17 protein-coding genes and 5 tRNA genes are annotated in these 19,307 nt (G+C 72.1%); 11 read left to right on the top strand and 11 right to left on the bottom strand.

Annotated elements, in window-relative coordinates; genetic code table 11:
• Window positions 1-78 precede the first annotated feature (78 nt).
• Both C4U03_RS28845 and C4U03_RS28850 read left to right on the top strand, forming a co-directional pair.
• A complete protein-coding gene (locus C4U03_RS28845; protein WP_103942083.1) occupies window positions 79-1,239 on the top strand; it encodes an amidohydrolase family protein in 1,161 nt (386 codons plus the stop codon).
• A 97-nt stretch (window positions 1,240-1,336) separates the two neighbouring features.
• Window positions 1,337-2,101, top strand: a complete 765-nt coding sequence (locus C4U03_RS28850; protein WP_103942085.1) for a YqjF family protein — start codon at window positions 1,337-1,339, stop codon at window positions 2,099-2,101.
• 57 nt (window positions 2,102-2,158) lie between these two features.
• Here the strand turns inward: C4U03_RS28850 and C4U03_RS28855 are convergent, their stop codons facing one another.
• Window positions 2,159-2,965, bottom strand: a complete 807-nt coding sequence (locus C4U03_RS28855; protein WP_103942087.1) for a mycofactocin-coupled SDR family oxidoreductase — start codon at window positions 2,963-2,965, stop codon at window positions 2,159-2,161.
• A gap of 676 nt (window positions 2,966-3,641) precedes the next feature.
• Here C4U03_RS28855 and C4U03_RS28860 point away from each other — a divergent pair.
• Window positions 3,642-4,520 (top strand): DUF4397 domain-containing protein, encoded by an 879-nt coding sequence (locus tag C4U03_RS28860; RefSeq protein ID WP_200827545.1) that lies wholly within the window; start codon window positions 3,642-3,644, stop codon window positions 4,518-4,520.
• Between the two features lie 108 nt (window positions 4,521-4,628).
• On the top strand, window positions 4,629-5,249 hold the full coding sequence (locus C4U03_RS28865; protein WP_160147132.1) for a class F sortase: 621 nt from the start codon (window positions 4,629-4,631) through the stop codon (window positions 5,247-5,249).
• 96 nt (window positions 5,250-5,345) lie between these two features.
• Here the strand turns inward: C4U03_RS28865 and C4U03_RS28870 are convergent, their stop codons facing one another.
• From C4U03_RS28870 to C4U03_RS28880, 3 genes are all read right to left on the bottom strand, one after another.
• Window positions 5,346-6,572 (bottom strand): L,D-transpeptidase, encoded by a 1,227-nt coding sequence (locus C4U03_RS28870; RefSeq protein ID WP_235018227.1) that lies wholly within the window; start codon window positions 6,570-6,572, stop codon window positions 5,346-5,348.
• A 218-nt stretch (window positions 6,573-6,790) separates the two neighbouring features.
• A complete protein-coding gene (locus C4U03_RS28875) occupies window positions 6,791-7,957 on the bottom strand; it encodes a L,D-transpeptidase (RefSeq protein WP_103942093.1) in 1,167 nt (388 codons plus the stop codon).
• A 103-nt stretch (window positions 7,958-8,060) separates the two neighbouring features.
• Window positions 8,061-8,738, bottom strand: a complete 678-nt coding sequence (locus C4U03_RS28880) for a VC0807 family protein (protein WP_103942095.1) — start codon at window positions 8,736-8,738, stop codon at window positions 8,061-8,063.
• A 265-nt stretch (window positions 8,739-9,003) separates the two neighbouring features.
• Between C4U03_RS28880 and chrA the strand changes: the two genes are divergently transcribed.
• Window positions 9,004-10,185 (top strand): chromate efflux transporter, encoded by a 1,182-nt coding sequence (gene chrA, locus C4U03_RS28885; RefSeq protein WP_103942097.1) that lies wholly within the window; start codon window positions 9,004-9,006, stop codon window positions 10,183-10,185.
• 1 nt (window position 10,186) lies between these two features.
• Window positions 10,187-10,954 (top strand): DUF2786 domain-containing protein, encoded by a 768-nt coding sequence (locus C4U03_RS28890; protein ID WP_103942099.1) that lies wholly within the window; start codon window positions 10,187-10,189, stop codon window positions 10,952-10,954.
• 13 nt (window positions 10,955-10,967) lie between these two features.
• On the opposite strand, the gene C4U03_RS28895 is transcribed toward C4U03_RS28890, so the two are convergent.
• The gene (locus tag C4U03_RS28895) at window positions 10,968-11,897 is read right to left on the bottom strand and encodes a LysR family transcriptional regulator (protein WP_103942101.1); all 930 of its coding nucleotides are present in this window, start codon (window positions 11,895-11,897) and stop codon (window positions 10,968-10,970) included.
• A gap of 144 nt (window positions 11,898-12,041) precedes the next feature.
• On the opposite strand from C4U03_RS28895, the gene C4U03_RS28900 reads away from it, so the two are divergent.
• Entirely contained in the window at window positions 12,042-13,379 is a 1,338-nt protein-coding gene (locus tag C4U03_RS28900) for a pyridoxal phosphate-dependent aminotransferase (RefSeq protein ID WP_103942103.1), read from the top strand.
• Between the two features lie 32 nt (window positions 13,380-13,411).
• Here the strand turns inward: C4U03_RS28900 and C4U03_RS28905 are convergent.
• The 5 genes from C4U03_RS28905 to C4U03_RS40695 all read right to left on the bottom strand — a co-directional run bounded on the left by C4U03_RS28905 (window position 13,412) and on the right by C4U03_RS40695 (window position 13,915).
• A tRNA-Ser gene (locus C4U03_RS28905) sits at window positions 13,412-13,496 on the bottom strand.
• A gap of 53 nt (window positions 13,497-13,549) precedes the next feature.
• A tRNA-Gly gene (locus C4U03_RS40690) sits at window positions 13,550-13,620 on the bottom strand.
• Window position 13,621: 1 nt separating this feature from the next.
• Window positions 13,622-13,693, bottom strand: a tRNA-Lys gene (locus C4U03_RS28910).
• A 56-nt stretch (window positions 13,694-13,749) separates the two neighbouring features.
• Window positions 13,750-13,824 (bottom strand) — tRNA-Ala (locus C4U03_RS28915).
• Between the two features lie 19 nt (window positions 13,825-13,843).
• Window positions 13,844-13,915: transfer RNA gene (locus C4U03_RS40695), tRNA-Trp, on the bottom strand.
• Window positions 13,916-14,018: 103 nt separating this feature from the next.
• Between C4U03_RS40695 and C4U03_RS28920 the strand changes: the two genes are divergently transcribed.
• The 3 genes from C4U03_RS28920 to C4U03_RS28930 all read left to right on the top strand — a co-directional run bounded on the left by C4U03_RS28920 (window position 14,019) and on the right by C4U03_RS28930 (window position 17,183).
• Entirely contained in the window at window positions 14,019-15,668 is a 1,650-nt protein-coding gene (locus C4U03_RS28920) for a CocE/NonD family hydrolase (protein ID WP_103942105.1), read from the top strand.
• A gap of 189 nt (window positions 15,669-15,857) precedes the next feature.
• The gene (locus tag C4U03_RS28925; protein ID WP_103942107.1) at window positions 15,858-16,430 is read left to right on the top strand and encodes a hypothetical protein; all 573 of its coding nucleotides are present in this window, start codon (window positions 15,858-15,860) and stop codon (window positions 16,428-16,430) included.
• 192 nt (window positions 16,431-16,622) lie between these two features.
• Window positions 16,623-17,183 carry a CGNR zinc finger domain-containing protein gene (locus C4U03_RS28930; RefSeq protein ID WP_103942109.1) on the top strand — a complete coding sequence of 187 codons (561 nt, stop codon included), beginning with the start codon at window positions 16,623-16,625 and terminating at the stop codon, window positions 17,181-17,183.
• A gap of 10 nt (window positions 17,184-17,193) precedes the next feature.
• Here C4U03_RS28930 and folP read toward each other — a convergent pair whose 3' ends face one another.
• Window positions 17,194-18,054, bottom strand: a complete 861-nt coding sequence (gene folP / locus C4U03_RS28935; protein WP_103942110.1) for a dihydropteroate synthase — start codon at window positions 18,052-18,054, stop codon at window positions 17,194-17,196.
• 195 nt (window positions 18,055-18,249) lie between these two features.
• Between folP and gmd the strand changes: the two genes are divergently transcribed.
• Window positions 18,250-19,284, top strand: coding sequence for a GDP-mannose 4,6-dehydratase (gene gmd / locus C4U03_RS28940; protein WP_103942112.1), 1,035 nt, complete (start codon window positions 18,250-18,252; stop codon window positions 19,282-19,284).
• Window positions 19,285-19,307: the final 23 nt, after the last annotated feature.

Raw genomic sequence — 19,307 nt, forward strand, 5'->3', positions numbered from 1 at the left:
ATCGCTCACTCTACAAGGTTCCAGAGGTTTGCGAGTGAACACTTGCTTCGTTATGAGGAGAGTCCTACTCTCATTCGTATGTCGAAGACTGACTTTGTGGTAGATGCCGATTCTCACTGGTGTGAGCGTCCCGACCTGTTCACCAGCATGGCGCCGGCCGAGTACCGCGACCGGGTGCCCCGGGTCGAGGAGGTCGACGGCCGGCTGATGTGGGTCTTCGACGGGCAGCCGGTCGGCAGGTTCAGCGCCGGTGGCGTCGTGGCCCGCGACGGCTCCAAGGAGGAGTCCGAGATCGCGCTGCACAGCTGGACCATCGACCAGATTCACGAGGGCGCCTACGACCCGACGGTCCGGCTGCAGGTGATGGACGAGTGCGGCATCGACGCCCAGGTCATCTTCCCGAGCACCATCGGCCTCGGCGGCCAGAGCCTGGCCATGGTCGAGGACGAGAGGCTCCGCCGTCTGACCGTCGAGATCTACAACGACCGGCAGGCGCAGATCCAGGCGGACTCCGGCGACCGCCTGCTTCCCCTCCCCCTGATGCCCGCCTGGGACGTCGACGCATGCGTCTACGAGGCCAGGCGCGTCGCCGCCCTGGGCGCCCGCGGCGTCAACATGACGTCGGACCCCCAGGACCTCGGCTCCCCCGACCTGGCCAGCCCCGCGTGGGACCCGTTCTGGGAGGCCTGCACCGAGGCGCGGCTCCCGGTGCACTTCCACATCGGCGCCAGCGTCACCAACATGACGTTCTACGGCAAGTACCCCTGGCCGTCCCACCCGCCGAGCACCCGGCTGGCCATCGGCGGCACCCTGCTGTTCATCGGCAACGCCCGGGTGGTCGCCAACCTCCTAGTGTCGGGCGTGTTCGACCGCCACCCCGACCTCAAGATGGTCTCGGTGGAGAGCGGCTGCGGCTGGATCCCCTTCATCCTGGAGGCCCTCGACTACGAGATGGCCGAGAACGCCCCCAGCGACCTCGCCAAACTCCGCAAGCCTCCGTCGGAGTACTTCCGCAGCAACCTCTATGCCACCTACTGGTTCGAGAGCAACCGGCACAAGCTCCCGGCCCTGGTCGAGTCCGTGGGCGAGGACAACATCCTCTTCGAGACCGACTTCCCCCACCCCACCTGCCTGTACCCCAACCCGGTGGAGCGCGCCCAGGAGACCATGAAGTCCCTCTCCGACGAGACCCGCCGCAAGATCCTCGGTGAGAACGCCCGCAAGCTCTACCGCCTCTGATCCCCCGTCACTCCGGGAGCCGGGCCTTCCTTGGCGGCGCGGCCGGGACGCCGGACCCGGCCGGCCCCGGGGCCCGGGCCTCTGGGATGCTGGCCAGGTGCACGCCGCTTCGCCGGCTCCGGAGCCCGTCACGGCCGACGCCCCCGGGGCCATCACCAATCCGCTGCTCACGCAGTCCTGGCTCGATCTGGCCTTCGTCCACTGGGCCGTCGATCCGCAGGACGTGGAGCCGCTGCTGCCGGCCGGGGCCGTCCCCGACACGCTCGACGGGGTCACCTACGTGGGGCTCGTCGCGTTCCGGATGCACCGCGTGGGATGGTTCCGGCTCCCCGGGCTTCCCTACCTGGGGACGTTCCCGGAGACCAATGTCCGGCTCTACTCGGTGGACGGGCACGGGCGGCGCGGCGTGGTCTTCCGGTCGCTGGACGCCTCCCGGCTGGTACCCGTGATCATGGCGCGGGCGGGCTTCCGGCTCCCCTATCTGTGGTCGCGCATGACGGTCCGCGCCGACGGCGACGTCATCAGGTACACCAGCTCACGACGATGGCCCGGGCCGCGCGGCGCCCACAGCCGGATCGCCGTCCGCAGGGGTGAGCCCATCGAGGAGCCCACCGAGCTGGAACACTTCCTGACCGCCCGCTGGGGCCTGCACAACGCCTTCCTCGGGCGTCTGATGTACCTGCCCAACGTCCACCCCCGCTGGCCCCTGCACCGCGCGACGCTGCTGTACTGCGACCAGGACCTCACCACCGCGGCAGGCCTGCCCGAGCACCTCGGCGAGCCGGTGAGCGTCCTGTACTCCCCCGGCGTTCCGGTGCGCTTCAGCCGCCCCGCCCGCCCGGCCGGCATCTCCACGCCCTGAGGAACGCGTTCGGGCGGCCGGCCCGCCGCCCCCGCCGACGGGGGCGGCGAGGGCGAGTCAGCGGTTGAGGGCGCCGAGGTCGACGCGCATCTGGGCGCCGGTGATGTACTTGCCCTCGTCGGAGGCCAGGAAGGCGACCATGTTGGCGATGTCCTCCGGCTCGACCATCTGGTAGGGCAGCGCCGGCATGTAGAGGGGGCCGAGCATGGGGGAGCCGGTCAGGAACTCCTCCAGCCCACCGTCGTTCATACCGGTCCGGACGCCGTGCGGGTGGATCGTGTTGACCCTGATGTCGTGTTCGCCCAGCTCGTTGGCCAGGGTCTTGGCCAGGCCGACGACGCCGTGCTTGGAACTGGCGTAATGGGCCAGGAAGGGCAGCCCCTTCAACCCCGCCACCGAGCTGATGATGATGACCGACCCGCCCTGGCCCTGCTCGATGAGCGTCGGCACGGTGGCCTTGACCGTCTTCCACACCCCGGTGAGGTTGATGTCGATGACGTCCTGCCACTGCTCCTCGGTCAGCTCCCAGGTGCGGCCGTAGTTCACGATCCCCGCGTTGGCCACCACGACGTCCAGCCGGCCGAGCAGGGAGACGCCCTCACTCACCACCGCCTCCAGCGCCTGGAGGTCGCGCACGTCGGCCCTGCGGGCCAGCACCCGCCGCCCCTGCCCCTCCACCAGCTTGGCGGTCTCGTCCAGTTCGGCCTGCGTGGCCGGCGCATACCCGACGTATCGGCTGGGGCTCTCGACGAGATCGATCGCGATGATGTCCGCGCCCTCGGCCGCCAGCCGGACGGCCTCCGCCCGGCCCTGTCCCCGCGCGGCGCCGGTGATGAAAGCGACCTTGCCCGTCAGACGTCCCATGGGTTACCTCCACGCTGGTCGGAATCGGCCGGACCCGACGATACGGGGCGGATGACCTTGGGACGGAGCGAACGCCCGTGGGCCGGGCCGATGATCGTCCGGGCCAGGATGGCACTAGGTGCCAAAGACAGCAAGATCCGGGCAAATTCTGACACACCGCCACATCACCGCCCCGAACCGTGGCCGTACCGGGGCTCCACCGCGCCTCGCCGAAGGCCGGCCCCCTGATCGTCATCGTCCGGATCGCCGAAGGCGCCGGCCCCGATCACGTGGATTGCAAATATTTTGGAGTTCGCGTCGCTTATGGATCGGTTCGCGGGCAATCCTCCAAGGGCAATCGCAGATTCGTCCTCATCAGGGAGGTAGCCGATCATGAGGACGAGCCATCCGCCGGGACGTGGAGGATGTCATGGCCCCGGCGTTCACGAACCGGACGTGACCACGGTCCGCCGGGACCGCCGATAGGACGGATGGACCGCACAACCGGTCGTGCCGGGGCGTTGTCGGCGCGTTGACCGTCGGCGCCGTCGCTTGAACTCCCGCATTGTGACGGCCATGGGAGCCGAGTGCGCCGAGCCCTGATTCCGCTCGCCGGATCCGTGCCGCCGGAGATCCGAGGAGGACTTCACCGAAAGGAATAAGCGCGAAGACCCTGCCGAGCAGAATGGGAGTTTCGATGATGCGCGAACCCGCAAAAACGCACAGATCCGGGGCGGCGGTGCTGACCGCGGTGACGCTCGGGATGATCACGGCGGCCGCGCCGGCGACCGCCACGACGTCGGCGAGCCGGCCCGGGGCGCCCGGCGTCTCCGCGCAGGGGACGGCGACCGTCAGCGTGCTGCACGGCGTGCCGGGCGCCACGGTGGACGTCTACGCCAACGGCAAGAAGCTGCTGTCGAACTTCACACCCGGCTCGCTGAGCTCGCCGCAGAAGCTCCCGGCGGGCAGCTACGACATCAAGGTGCTGAAGGCCGGCGAGAACCCCGGCGCCACCCCGCTGGTCAGCAAGACCGTGCAGGTGGCGGACGGATCCAACGACACGATCACCGCGCATCTGAACGAGGGCGGCCAGCCCGCGATCACCGCCTTCGTCAACGACACCTCGAAGGTCCCGGCGGGCAAGGCCCGGCTGACCCTGCGGCACATCGCCGCCGCACCCGCCGTCGACGTCCGCGCCGACGGCAAGCCGGTGGTGCGGAACCTGGCCAACCCCGGCCAGGCCGAACTCGAGGTCCCGGCCAAAAAGGTCAGGGCCGACGTGGTACTCGCCGGCACCGGCAACGTCGTGGCCGGACCGGCCGACCTGAACCCTTCCGAGGGCAGCGACACGATCGTCTACGCCTGGGGCAGCGCCCGCGACAAGAACATCAAGCTCGCCGTGCAGAGCATCAAGGGCATGCAGACCGCTCCCGGTAGGGTGCCCGCCGGCAGCGGCGGGCAGGCCGCCGGACCCGACGGCGGAGCGCCCGGCTGGATGTACGGGCTGACCGGCCTGGCGATGCTGGTGGTGGTCGGCGCGGGTTCGCGGCTGCTGATCCTGCGGCGTCCCGGCTGATTCGGAAGACACCGGACGACGGGCGGCACCGGGCCGGGGCCGACGGGCATGCCGACGCTCCGCCGGTCCCGGCCGGGCCACCGTCCACGAGCCGGGAACGCCAGACCGATGCTCACGACCCCACGCCCACTGGTCGCCCTCATGGTCGCCGGTTCCGTGGTCGCCGGCGCCGGAGCCGCCGCAATCCGGCTGCTGAACGACGCGAACGGGCTCACGGACGCCGGTCGTCGTCCCGCCTTCGGCACGGACGGCGCCCGAAGGGGCGTCCTGCGGTCTCCCGCGGTTCCGGTCGCGTTGTCGGCGCCCTCGATCATGTTGCGCGCGGCGGTGGTCCCGGTCGGCGTCGACGAGACCGGCGCCATGGCCCTGCCCGACGATGTCTCGTACGTCGGCTGGTACCAGTACGGGCCACGTCCCGGCTCGGCCGGCGGCTCGGCGGTACTGGCGGGGCACGTCGACTCCCGGGAGCGCGGTACGGGCCCGCTGGCCTCCCTGCACCGTGTCTCTCCCGGCGACCGGCTGACCGTGCGCCTCGCCGACGGACGCGAGGTGGGTTACCGCGTCGTCTCCCGGGAGGTCATCGAGAGGTCGGCGATGCCCCTCAACGTCTTCTTCGCCCGCGACGGCCTCCCCCGGCTCACGGTGATCACCTGCGGCGGCCCCTTCGACGCCGCCCTGGGTCACTACCGCGACAACATCGTCATCACCGCGGTCCCCGTCCACCCGTGACACGAGCGTGCCCCGCCCGGATCGGACGGGGCACGTGGTCGTCGCCCGATCCGGGCGGACGTCGCGCGGACGAGGCCGGCCGTGGTCAGCCCGTGGTCAGCCCGTGGTCACCTCGCGGTCCAGGGCGCTGCCCTTGACCCACTTCGCCCACGGCATCTCGTAGTAGCTCCAGCCGTTGTTCCACGGCAGGCTCCGCTTGGTGCCGGTCACGATGACGATGTCGCCGCGGTAGGACAGGTTGTAGAACCACTCGGCGAAGGGCGGCGGGGCGTTGACGCAGCCGTGGCTGGCGTTGGTACGGCCGAACGCCCAGTAGCGGTCCGGAGCGGCGTGCACGTACTCGCCGGTGCTGGAGATGCGCACCGCGTGCGGCAGCATCAGGTCGTAGCCGCCGTTGGCCTTGTCCTTGGGGTCGACGCCCATCCACGCCGAGGTCATCCGCTCGACCCTGTGCTTGCTCATGGTCAGGTGGATGCCGCTGGTAGTCAGGTAGGTGTCGACGCCGTTGACGACCCGGCCGCCCTTGCCGGCGCTGATCCCGGTCTTCTTGACCGTCTTGCCGTTGACCTTGACGATCATCTTCTTGGTCTTGGCGCTGGCGATCGAGATGTGCGAGTCGCCGATCCGGAACTTGCGGCCGAAGTCGGCGGTGCCGTACACGCCCTTGCCCGCCCGGACCCCGGCGAGGTCGGCGCGGACCGCGACCGTCTGGTTGGGCTCCCAGTACGCCCCGTTCTTGGTCCGGAAGATCACCTGCCGGTCGCTGACCCAGAACCAGGCGCCGGTGGCCGGCTTGGTGGACTTGACCCGCAGCGCCTGCTCCACCGCCTTCTTGTCACGGTCGGCGATCGACCGGTTGAAGGTCAGCGTGATGGGCATGCCGACGCCGACCTTCTCTCCCGGCATCGGGATCATGTCGACGACCGTCAGCGGGGCGGCGGCCCGCACCGTCCGGAAGCTGCTGGTCGCCGTGGTCGTCTTGCCCTTGGGGTTGCGGGCGATCGCCGAGACCTCGTAGGACGCCCCGGGGATCAGCGTGCGGGACTGCCAGGTGGTCTTGTCGGCGGACATCCGCCCATCCACCGGCTTGCCCTTGGCGGTGACGGTGACCTGCTCCAGCGTCCCGTTACCCGCCTTGACCACGACGCCCCGGTCCGGAAGCGCCCTGTTGGTCCCGGTGGCCGGCGTGATCGTCACCTGGGGAGCCGACGCGTCCTCCTGGCCGGCGACGGTGCTCCCCGTGCCCGTACCGCCGTCGTCACCTCCCGAGCAGGCCGTCGCCGCGAGCAGCACCACCGCCCCCGTGACCCCCGCAGCACCCACTCCGCGCAACAACACCCTGAACCTCCCAGACCCCACCACATTCCGGACCGACATTAGCGACAAAAGTCACCGTTGACCTGCCATAAGCCGGAATTCCGGCCGGTCGAGATCGAAGTGTTGCCGTTCGGCCCGCACCTCTTATCCGCCGAGAGCCCCCGGAGCTTTCCCCGGGGGCTCTCGGCGGCCTGCGGCGGGGATCGGTGTCCCCGCGGCGGCGGTCAGGTCAGCGCGCTGCCCTCTTTCCACTCGTTGAAGGACAGCTGCCAGTAGCCCCACCCGTTGTCCCATTCGAGCTGGCGGCTGGTGCCGGTCAGCTTGACCACGTCGCCGCGCTGGTGGATGCCGTAGTACCAGCGGGCGTTCTCGGGGCTGAGGTTCAGGCAGCCGTGGCTGACGTTGGCCGACCCCTGCGAGCCCACCGACCAGGGCGCGGCGTGGAAGTACTCGCCGCTGTTGGAAATGCGGATGGCGTGGTTCACCGACTGCTCGTACCAGCCGGCGTCGCCCTCCTTACGCCCAGGAGCGGTCATCTTGACCGGGTTGCCCTTCTCCATCAGCAGGTGAACGCCGCTGGTGGTGGTGTACTCCCGGGTGGTGCCGTTGCCGGCGCTGAACGGCATGGTGCGCAGCTTCTTGCCGTCCCGGTAAACGGTGGCGTGGTGGTCGTTGATGTTGCCGGTGGTGACCTGCTTGGCGCCGATCTCGATGGTGTAGGAGCTGTCCTTGGTCCCGTAGACGCCCTTGGCGGCCTGCAGCCCGGCCAGCCGCGCGGTGAAGCGCACCTTCTGGTAGGGCTGCCAGTAGGTCTTGGTCCGGTAGATGACCTGCTGGGGGTCGATCCAGCGCCAGGCGCCCTCCACCGGCTTCTCCGGCTTGACCTCCAGCGCCCGCTCCACGGCGGCCTTGTCGGTGACCGGCCGGTCGAACCGGACGATGATCGGCATGCCCACGCCGACCTTCTCGCCCTTGACGTTGGGCGTGACGTCGGCGAGGGCGAAGGTCTGCTGTGGTCTGAGCGTGGTGAACGTGCTGTTGGCCGAGGCCACCTTGCCGTCGCCGTTCTTGGTCCGCACGGTGACGGTGTAGGAGGTGCCCGGCACCAGCGTCCGGGCGGACTTCCAGCCGGTGCGGTCCCCGCTCAGCTTCCCGGTGATGGGCACGGCGCCGCCGGTGACGCTGACGTCCTCCAGCGTGCCGTCGGCGACCTTGACCTCGATCGGCGCGTCCGGCTTCACCGCGCCCGTGCCGTTGGCGGGCGTGATCGTCACCGTGGCCTCTTTGGCCGAGCTGAGGGCGCCGGCACCGCCGCTGCAGCCGCTGACGAAGACCGTCACCGCACCGGCGCCACCGGTCACGATCAGCCAGAGCCTGGCTCTCCCGCTCACACGATCCCCCATATCTGATCTTCACCCCTTTGGCGAAGAATCTATCCGAGATACCCAGACGCCGGAGGCGGGGGAAAAGTTCGGCGTGACGGGGTCTGTCGTGTCAGCCGGCCGGTTCGGCGTTGACGTGCCGCAGGCAGCGCCGGAAGCCCAGGACCGAGACCGCCACCGCCACCGCGCCGAGCGCGGCCACCAGGCCGGTGCGCACCCACAGGTAGGTGCCGATCGACTCGTTGAACAGGATCCACAGGCTGATCGCGGCATTGATGGCGAACACCAGCGACCACAGCAGCGAGATCCGCAGGAAGAACCGGTGCACCCGCTCGTGCCGCAGGAACGCCTCCGGCATCGGGACCATGTCGGTGGCGACCTTGCGCGCCAGCGGGCGGTTCAGCGGCACCGAGGCCAGGAAGGTCATGCTGACCATGAGCGTGCCGAGGGTGGGCTGCAGGAAGTAGACCACCGGGCTGTGGGTGACCGCGGCCAGCCCGGCGCGGACCGTCACGCCGAGGGCGGCCAGGATCAGCAGCCCCGGCACGCCCTGCCCCCGGACCTTGCGCCACACGATGCCGCCGTACACCCACGACACCGCCGCCACCAGCGCGCCGTTCAGGCCCAGCAGGACGAACGCCGCGTAGAAGACGGCGACCGGGGCCACGACCCCCTCGGCGAAGCGCGGCAGCGCATGCCACAGCATCGAGGTCAGCCTGGGCAGCTCGAACCCGTGCGAGGGGTGCGGAAGGTGGGCTGGACAGGCCGCGGGCTGAGCGGTCTCAGACATGGTGCGAAGGGCCCCCGAGTCGGCCGGTAGTGCGGTGACGACCCGCCCCACAGTATGTGATGACCGCCCCGGGCCGGCCCGAAAACCGGACACTTCCCCCGCCTGTGTGCGCATCGCCACCACCCCTGCCGTTCACCGTCCGCCCGTGCGCCCGTGCGCCCGACGCACGTTAGTTCGGCCGGGAACGGCTCCGGGTTCGAAAATCATCGGGTCGGAGGGCGGCCCGCTCACCCGGCGTTCACCACCGGTCGGCAGACTGTGCCCCATGACGACCTCTCCCGGCCCCGAGCACGGTCCCGGCTCCGGGGAGGGCCCCGACTCCGGGCACGGCCGGGAGCGGCCCGCGCGGCCGCTGCGGGAACTGGCGGCGCTGTTCCTGAAGCTGGGGGTGATCGGCTTCGGCGGCCCGGCGGCGCATATCGCGATGATGCACGAGGAGGTGGTGCGCCGCCGCCGCTGGGTGGACGAGCGGCGGTTCGTGGACCTGATCGGCGCGGTGAGCCTGATCCCCGGCCCGAACTCCACCGAACTGGCGATCCACCTCGGGTACGAGCGGGGCAGGTGGCGCGGGCTGCTGGTCGCCGGGGTCTGCTTCATCGTCCCGGCGGTCGTCATGGTGTCCACGCTGGCCTGGGCGTACGTGCGGTACGGGAGCACCCCCGAGGCCGAGGGGCTGCTGTACGGGATCAAGCCGGTGGTTGTCGGGATCATCGCCTGGGCCCTGGTCGGACTGCTGCGCACCGCCGTGCGCGGCCCGCTGCTGTGGTGCGTGGCCCTGGCCGCCCTGGCCGCCTACCTGGCCGGGGCCAACGAGCTGGCCGTGCTGGCGGCCGGCGGGCTGGCGGTGACGGCCTGGCGCACCGCCGCCCGGCTGCGGGACGGCCGGGCGGCGGTGCTGCCGCTGCTGCTGGCGGCTCCGCACGACGAACGGCTGCCGCAGCTCTTCTGGACCATGCTCAAGATCGGCTCGGTGCTCTACGGCAGCGGCTACGTGCTGCTGGCGTTCCTGCGCGGCGACTTCGTGGAGCGGCTGGGCTGGCTGACCGAACAGCAATTGCTGGACGCGGTGTCGATCGGCCAGGTGACCCCAGGCCCGCTGTTCACCACCGCCACCTTCGTCGGGTATCTGGCGGCCGGCTGGCCGGGCGCCGTGCTGGCCACGGTGGGGATCTTCCTGCCGTCCTTCGCCCTGGTCGCGCTGCTGACCCGGCTGGCCGCGCGGATGCGCTCGGCGCGCTGGTCGGCCGCGCTGCTGGACGGGGTGAACGCAACGGCGCTGGCCCTGATGGCGGGCGTGTCCTACCAGCTGGGACGGGAGGCGCTGGTCGATCCGCTCACGGTGGTGCTGGCGGTGGCCACGGTACTGCTGCTGTGGCGAGTCCGGCTCAACTCGGCCTGGCTGATCGGCGTGGGCGGTGCCATCGGTCTCGCGGTGAGGATGCTCTGACGTGGACGCAGAACGAATCGAGGCCCGGGTGCGGGCCCTGCTCGCCCGCGCCGAGCACCCCGCCACTCCCCGACCGGAGGCCGAGGCGGCGCACGCCAAGGCCGCCGAGCTGATGCTGCGCCACGCCCTCGACGAGGCCGCGCTGCGCGCCGACCAAGGGCAGGTGCCCGACCCCGCCGTGTACTGGGAGCGGATCGCGCCGGGCGGCGGAGGCCACGCGCGGGCCCGCACCGCGGCGGCCGGTGCGGTCATCAAGGCGTACGGGGGGCGCTACGCCGTACGCGGCGACGGCACCCGCGGGCAGGACATCACGCTGCTGATCGTCACGACCCGGGCGGCGCGCGACGCCCTGCTCCTGCTGCTGCCGTCGCTGGAGCTGCAGATGGAGGGCGCCGGCCGCCGCGAGACCGACGCCTACATGGCCACCGTGCCCAAGGACGCCTTCGCCCGCCGCTCCGACCGCAGCCGGTGGGCCAACAACTACTTCCGGGCGTTCATCGTCGGCTACGGCGACGCGGTCGCGCGACGGATCGAGCAGGCCCGCCAGGGGCTGCTCGCCCAGGACGGCGGGGGCTCCTCGCGGGCGCTGGTGCTGGCCGGCGAGGACCGGCGGGTGGCGGCCGAGTTCGCCGCGCGGTTCCCGGAACTGGGCAGGCCGCGCGTCCAGCGGCTGCGCGCCGACGGCTACCGGGCGGGCCGGGTCGCCGGAGACCGCGCCGATCTGGGCGACGGCCGGCTCGGCGCGTCTCGGCCCGCGATCACCCCCTGACCAGCCCCCACGGTCAGGACGGGCGGCGGGTGTAGGCCAGCGGCTCCTGGGCCGCCGCGTAGATCGCGCGCAGGGTCACCGCCACCGAAGGCCGCCGCACGCCGGCCGTCCGAGCGACCGCGTAGACCTCGCGGGCCGGCGCGGGCTGCGGGATCTCGCGCACCGCGACCGCCGAGCCCACGCCCACCAGCGCCAGGGCCGGCAGCACCGCGATGCCGATGCCCCGGGCCACCAGGTTCAGCAGCGTGTGCAGGCCCTCGAACTCCCAGGCCACCGTGGGCGCCCCGCCCACGCTCTCCAGCAGCCGGTCCACCGCCTGCCGGGACGGCTCACCGGGCGGCGCCGCCATCCACGGTTCGTCTCGCAGCTCGCGCAGGTCCAGCGGCTCGGCGGGGTCGGACATCGGATGCCAGGGCGGCAGCACCAGCACCAGCGGGTCGTGCCGCAGATGGAAGAACCGCAAGGTGGCCGGGGCCTGTTCGGCGAGCGTCCCGGACCAGTCGTCGACCAGCGCGATGTCCGCCTCCGCCGACCGCACCTGGGCCAGGCCCGCGCCGAGGCCGCTCTGCCGGAGCACGAAGGTGAGCTCGGTGTGGTCGGCCAGGCTGCGGGCGATCGCGGGGGCGAAGGCGACGGCGGCGGTGGGGAAGGCGGTCACCACCACCCGGCCCGACGGGGTGCCGGCCTCGGCCGACAGCTCCGCCTCGGCGGCCTCGACCATGCTCAGGATCTCCTCAGCGCGCCGGGCCAGGCGGCGGCCTGCGTCGGTGAGCTCGGCGCTGCGCGCGGTGCGGTCCAGCAGCGCGGTGCCGGCCTCCCGTTCCAGCGCGGCCATCTGCTGGGAGACCGCCGACGGGGTGTACCCCAAGGCCGCGGCCGTGGCCGCGATGCTGCCCCGACGGGAGAACTCGCAGAGCAGCCGGAGCCGGCGCAGATCGAGCATAAGAAGATCTTACGGTCTGCCTCGATAAGACTCGCTTGTGGTGATGCTCTGCGGAGTGAACGATGGAGGCGAACCCGCGCGGGTTTGACGGGGCCCCTTCCTGACCATGTGTCACCTATGTCTCAGCCACGCCCTGGAGCAGCCATGCCCTTCCCTGATCGTTCCGACTCCCCGCCCGCCGAGCCGCCGGCCGGCCGCACCGGGATCTCCGCCACCCTCGCCGCCAACGAGACGCTCGAACGCAAGCGGCGCGAGGGGGTTCCGGTGCTGCCCATGGCCTTCGGCGAGGCCGGCCTGCCGCTGCACCCCGCCCTGCGGCGGGAGCTGGCCGAGGCCGCCGGTCGCAACGCCTACGGCCCGGTGGCCGGCTCCCCCGAGCTGCGCGCGGCGGCGGCCGGCTACTGGACGCGCCGGGGCCTGCCCACCGAACCGGGGCTCGTGGTGGCCGGGCCCGGGAGCAAGGCACTGCTGTTCGGGTTGCTGCTGGTGATCGGCGGCGAGGTGGCGGTGCCCCGCCCCAGCTGGGTCAGCTACGCCGCGCAGGCCGCGCTGACCGGCGCCGGGGCGCTGTTCGTGCCCACCCCGCCGGACGAGGGGGGCGTCCCCGACCCCGGGCTGCTGGCGAACGCGGTGCAGCGGGCCCGCCGGCAGGGACGCGACGTCCGCTCGGTGGTGGTGACGCTGCCCGACAACCCCACCGGCCGGCTGGCCGGCGAGCCGACCGTGCGGCGGCTGTGCGAGGTGGCCCGCGAGCTGGACCTGCTGATCATCTCCGACGAGATCTACCGGGACCTGGTGCACGACCCGGCCCACGCGGTGACCAGCCCCGCCGCGTACGCGCCGGAGCGGACCGTGGTCACCACCGCGCTGAGCAAGCATCTGGCGGCCGGGGGCTGGCGGCTGGGCGTGGCCCGGCTGCCCGACGGGCCGCGCGGCCGCACGCTGCGCGCCGACCTGCTGGGGGCGGCCAGTGAGATCTGGTCCTGCGCGCCCGCGCCCGTCCAGCGCGCCGCCGCCTACGCCTTCGGGGAGCCGCCCGAGCTGGCCGAGCACGTCACCCGCAGCCGTGGGCTGCATGCCGCGGTCGCGCACGCGGTCGCCGACCGGTTCGCCGCGGCCGGCTGCCGGGTGCCGCGGCCGCACGCGTCCTTCTACCTGTACCCGGACTTCGGGCCGCTGGCCGGCCGGCTGGCCGCCCGCGGCGTGCGCACCGGCCCGGACCTGGCCGCCCTGCTGCTGGACCGTTACGGAGTGGGGACGCTGCCGGGCAGCGCGTTCGGCGAGCCGGACGGCGCGCTGCGGCTGCGGGTGGCCACCTCGCTGCTCTACGGCGAGGACGACGAGCAGCGTCTGGAGGCCCTCGCCTCGCCGGCCCCGCAGACTCTGCCGTGGATCGCCCGTTCCCTGGACCGCCTGTCGCAGGTGCTGGCCGAGGTGACGGCGCCCGAGCCCGCGCTGGCCGGATCGCCCGCCCCCTGGTGAGCCGGTCCGCCCCCCATCGCGGGGGCGAACGGCGGAAGGTCCAGGATTCGAACCCGGGCAGGTATCACCCTGACGATCGTTTTCGAAACGACTGCCTTACCTCTCGGCCAACCTTCCTCGCGCTCGTGCCGCTATCCGCACCCCGCACGCCGGATACGCGGCACGAGCCGTGTGAACGGCGGGAATCGCACCCGCGCCTCGGCCTTGGCGGGGCCGCGTGCCGCTACAACACTTCGTCCACGTGCGCCGCCGGGGACTCGAACCCCGATCCACGGATTAAGAGTCCGCTGCATCACCGGTCATGCTCGCGGCGCGTCCGGGGTCGCCCCCCGAGAAGGCCCGGGAGCCCCTGACGGCGGCGTGATCCGCCTGGTGGAGCCGCCGGGATTCGAACCCGGAATTCCTGCTTGCAAGGCAGGCGTGTTCCCTTTGACACCACGGTCCCGTGCATCTGTGACCCTTCGCAGGGGCGGCAGGAGTCGAACCTGCTTTCCGCTGGTTTTGGAGACCAGCCGCCTAACCGGTGGCTCACCCCTTTGCGTTTCGCCGTCGCTTTCGCTTCGACGTCTCCAACAATGCGATGTCCCGGAAGCACGTGCAACGCATTTTTTGGGACGCTGATCCTCTAGGGTCGACGGCATGGCGCTGCTGAACCGGATCGCGGAACGGGTGCTGGACCTGCCGCCCGCGCTGACCCGTGACGTCGAGGTCCGCCGGGGGCTGCGGGTGCCGATGCCCGACGGTGTGGAACTGCTGGCCGACCGGTACGCCCCGCGGCGGGTACGCGGCGCCCCGACGATCCTGATCCGCACCCCGTACGGGCGCGGCGGGCTGATGGGGGCGGGGCTGTGCCGGCCGTTCGCCGAGCGGGGCTACCAGGTGCTGGTGCAGGCGTGCCGGGGCACCGGCGGTTCGGGCGGGCGGTTCGACCCGTTCGGCCACGAGCGGGCCGACGGCCTGGCCACGCTGGACTGGATCGAGAAGCAGCCCTGGTTCCACGGCCATTTGCTCACCTTCGGCCCCAGCTACCTGGGTTACGCGCAGTGGGCGATGGCGCCGGACGCCGGGGACCGGATCACCGCCATGGCGCCGCTGGTCACCGCGTCCCAGTTCCGCGACCAGACGTACCTGGGCGACTCCTACACCCTGCGCGGCACGCTGAACTGGACCGCGCTGATGGCCGGCCGGCAGGACGGCCGGCTGCGCGCCCTGCTGCACGATCTGCGCGGGCGCCGGCGGACGCTGGCGGCGATGGAGCACCTGCCGCTGGCGGAGGCCGACACGCTGGCGACCGGGCGGCGGGTCGAGTGGTTCCAGCAGTGGCTGGCCGCCGAGACCCGCGGCCATCCCTACTGGGAGCCCGAGCGCGACCATCGGGCCCGGGTGGGCGAGGTCCGTGCGCCGGTGAGCATGGTGGGCGGCTGGTACGACCTGTTCCTGTTCTCCCAACTGGAGGACTACGCGGCGCTGCGGGCGGCCGGTCGGGAGCCACATCTGACGATCGGGCCGTGGGTGCACTCGGACCGGGCGGCGCTGGGCGTGGCGGTCAACGAGGCGCTGGAGTGGTTCCGCGCCCATGTGACCGGTGATCGCCGCGCGTTGCGGGCCGAGCCGGTGCGGCTATACGTCCAGGGCGCCGAGGAGTGGCGCGACTACCCCACATGGCCGCCGCCGGGTCCCAAGCCGTGGACCTGGCATCTGCAGCCGGGCGGCGGGCTGGCGCCGCACTCCCCCGCCGAGTCGGCGCCCAGCCGGTTCCGCTACGACCCGGCGGATCCGACGCCGGGGGTGGGCGGGCCGCTGCTGGACGGCAAGGCCGGCGGCCGCAAGGACAACGCCGCCGTGGAGGTCCGGCCTGACGTGCTGGTCTTCACCAGTGCGGCGCTGGGCGAGCCGGTCGAGGTGATCGGCCCGGTGAGCGCCCGGGTCGAGCTGCGTTCCAGCCGGGCGCACACCGACGTGTTCGTCCGGGTGTGCGACGTCGATCCCCGGGGGCGTTCCCTCAACGTCTGCGACGGGCTGCAGCGGGTGACCCCGGAGCGGTTCCCCGCCGACGCCGAGGGGGTGCGTTCGGTGCGGGTGGACCTGTGGCCGACCGCCTACCGGTTCCGGGCCGGGCACCGCATCCGGGTGCAGGTCTGCGGCGGCTCGTTCCCCAGGTTCGCCCGCAACCCCGGCACCGGCGAGCCGCTGGGCACCGCCGTCCGGCTGCTGCCCGCCGAACAGGAGGTCTTCCACGATCCGCGACGGCGGTCGGGTGTGACATTCCCGGCGATCCGGGCGCTGTAGGGATCAGGACCGGGTGCCGGGACCGTTCCGACGGCTGGTGTAAGGTCCCACATCGCGCGGCGCAAATGATGACGAACGCACCATTACCCGCCCGAACCCGGTTGCTGTGGGCGTCGCCGTGATAGACCGGAGCAGCGGCGCGACAGGGACAGGGACAGGATGACGACACAGGAGGCGAGGGGGCCCGCCATGAGGCATGCGCGAGACGGGGCCGCCGCGGCCATGAACGCCGCGTCGCGGGTTCTCGTGGCCCGGGGCAAGTACGAGCCCCAGGAGCTGGAGAACCCGGACGTCAGCTGGGGCCAGCGCACTCGTGACGGGGTATGGGCGCCGACCAGGGACGGCCAGCGCATCCACATCGGGATCGAGTGCTCGGCCGGCGACCAGCCGGCCACCGTGCTGCGCCCGAGCCTGCGGGTCTTCGTCGGGGTGGAGGTGGACACCGACATCGTCGCGCAGACCACCGCCTCGGGGGTACGGCTGCTGACGGTGCTGCACGGGCCCGACGCCCCCACCGAGTTCCGCTTCCCGCTCAGTCTGGCCGAGGGCCTGGCGCTGGAGGCCATGCCCTCGGGCGGGTACGACGTCGTCCACCTGCGTTACGGGGCCACCGTGGGCCGCTTCTACAACCCGTGGGCCAGCGACTCGATGTTCCGGCCGGTCAAGGCCGACTATGCGCTGGACGGCTCCACCGTGATCATGCGGGTGCAGCATTCCGGCTCCTACTACCCGGTCGTCGCCGACCCCCTGTACTCGCGGTAGGGGCCGCCGGGTGGGCCCCGGTGCGCGTCGCGCCGGTCCCCGGCCAGAAGCGGGATCACCGGCGCCCCGGGGCATGGCCCGGCACACGAATCGGGCTCGAATGACGCGGCCCGCCGCCGTCTGCCGCATAGGGTGATGCCGGGACACAGGCCCGGGCCGCACGATCGCCCGGTCGCCGAGACTGGAGACGATGTGATCTTCACTCATGACACCGAGCACGCGCTCGGCACCGTGGTGGATCTGGTCAACACGGGCCCGGACGACTCCGGCGAGGACGGGCTGGCCGGCCTGACCGCGCTGCGGTCCTTCGTTGAGCGCAACAGGTTCAGCGACGTCCCGGAACTGACCGACGATGACCTGGCCCGGGTGCGGGCGCTGCGAGCGGCGTTCCGGGCGGTATTCGACGCCCCCGACGTGCCTAGCGCGGTGGAGCTGATCAACCGGATCGTGGGGGCCGTGCGCACCACGCCGCACCTGACCGACCACGACGGCTACGACTGGCACGTGCACTTCTTCGCACCGGGCGCCCCGGTGGCCGAACATCTGGCCGCCGACGGAGGGATGGCGCTGGCCTACGTGGTGGCGGCGGGCGAGTTGGACCGGCTGCGCACCTGCGAGGCGCCGGACTGCTCGCGGGTGCTGGTCGACCTGTCCCGCAACCGCTGCCGCCGCTACTGCGACAGCCGCACCTGCGGCAACCGCATGCACGTGGCCGCCTACCGTGCCCGGCAGCGCGAGGCCGCCCACGGATGACGCGGGCCGCCTACGGCGCCGCAGGCTCCGGAGCCAGTGCGGCGACGGCGTCCAGGGCGTGGCGGGCGCCCGCCACGTCGTGGACGCGGAACACCCGCGCGCCCAGCCAGGCCGACACCCCCAGCACCGCCGTCGTGCCCACCCCGCGCCGCTCCACCGGCTGGCCGAGGGTCTCCCCGATGAAGTCCTTGTTGGAGACCGCGACCAGGACGGGCCAGCCGGTCGCCACCAGCTCGCCCAGCCGCCGGGTGATCTCCAGGGAGTGCCGGGTGTTCTTGCCGAAGTCGTGGGCCGGGTCGATGAGGACGCCCTCGGGCGGCACGCCGAGCGCGACGGCGCGCTCGGCCTCGGCGGTGACGTGCGCGATCACGTCCGCCACCACGTCGTCGTAGCCGACGCGGTGCGGCCGGGTGCGCGGCCGCAGGCCGCCGGCGTGCGCGCACACCAGCCCGATCCGGTGGGCGGCGGCGACCTCGGCCAGCGCGGGGTCCACCCCGCCCCAGGTGTCGTTGAGCAGGTCGGCGCCGGCCTCGGCGACGGCCTGGCCGACCTCGGCCCGCCAGGTGTCCACGCTGATCACCACCTGGGGATGGCGCTCGCGGACGGCGGTCACCACGTCCACCACCCGGCGCAGTTCCTCGGTGACGTCCACCTCGTCGCCGGGGCCGGCCTTGACCCCGCCGATGTCGACGATGTCGGCACCCTCGGCGACCGCCCGGTCCACCGCCGCCAGCGCGGCGTCGAAGCCGAAGGTGGCGCCGCGGTCGAAGAACGAGTCCGGGGTGCGGTTCACCACCGCCATGATCGCGAACCGGCCGAGCGGCCGGCCGTTGGGGGCCGGGGTCCCCGGGGGGCCGCTCACCGGCGGCATGACGGCAGCCTCATAGTGAACACAGGGTATCGGCCCGGCCGGAGGCCGGGGTCCACAGGCGACCGAAGGTGATTCGGTCCACGGCGGGCCGGACTCGTCAGCGCCCGGACCGGTCGCTAACCTCGTACCTCACCGCTCATCGCGCAAAGGGCACGATGGGCCAGAGGACTGCCCATATCGGCCAGGGAGGTTCCGCTGTCCAAGCGAGCGCTCATCACCGGCATCACCGGGCAGGACGGCTCCTACCTCGCCGAGCATCTGTTGGAGCAGGGGTACGAGGTGTGGGGGATGGTCCGCGGCCAGGCCAACCCGCACGTGTCGCGGCTGCGCAAGCACGTCGGGGACGTCCAGATCACCACCGGCGACCTGCTGGACCAGGGCAGCCTGATCTCCGCGGTGGAGCGGGTGCAGCCCGACGAGGTCTACAACCTGGGCGCCATCTCCTACGTCCCGATGTCCTGGCAGCAGGCGGAGCTGACCGCCGAGGTGACCGGCATGGGCGTGCTGCGCATGCTGGAGGCGATCCGGGTGGTGTCGGGGGTCGGCCAGTCGCGCACCCCCGGCGCCGGGCAGATCCGCTTCTACCAGGCGTCCTCGTCGGAGATGTTCGGGATGGTGCGGGAGACCCCGCAAAACGAGAAGACCCCGTTCCACCCCCGCAGCCCGTACGGGGTCGCCAAGACCTACGGGCACTACATCACGCAGAACTACCGCGAGTCGTACGGGATGTTCGCGGTCAGCGGCATCCTGTTCAACCACGAGTCGCCGCGCCGGGGCGCGGAGTTCGTGACCCGCAAGGTCTCGCTGGGCGTCGCCCGCATCAAGCTGGGGCTGGCCACCGAGCTGCGGATGGGCAACCTGGAGGCGCGGCGCGACTGGGGCTACGCCGGTGACTATGCCCGCGCCATGCGGCTGATGGTCAACCAGGAGCGCCCCGAGGACTACGTGATCGGCACCGGCCGCACCCAGTCGGTGCGCGAGCTGGTCGAGCTGGCCTTCGGCAGCGTCGGGCTGAACTGGCAGGACCATGTCGTGCTGGACTCCCGCTACACCCGCCCGGCCGAGGTCGACCTGCTGTGCGCCGACCCCAAGAAGGCCCGCGAGCAGCTCGGCTGGGAGCCGGAGGTCGGGTTCGAGGAGCTGGTGGCGATGATGGTGGAGTCCGATCTTCGCCTGCTGTCACGCTCCAACCGGCCCGAGGACGAGCCGTTCAGCCCCGACCACTGGTGAGGGCCGGCCGCGTCCGGGCGTCC

It is taken from the genome of Thermomonospora echinospora, assembly GCF_900108175.1.
Classification (GTDB): domain Bacteria; phylum Actinomycetota; class Actinomycetes; order Streptosporangiales; family Streptosporangiaceae; genus Thermomonospora; species Thermomonospora echinospora.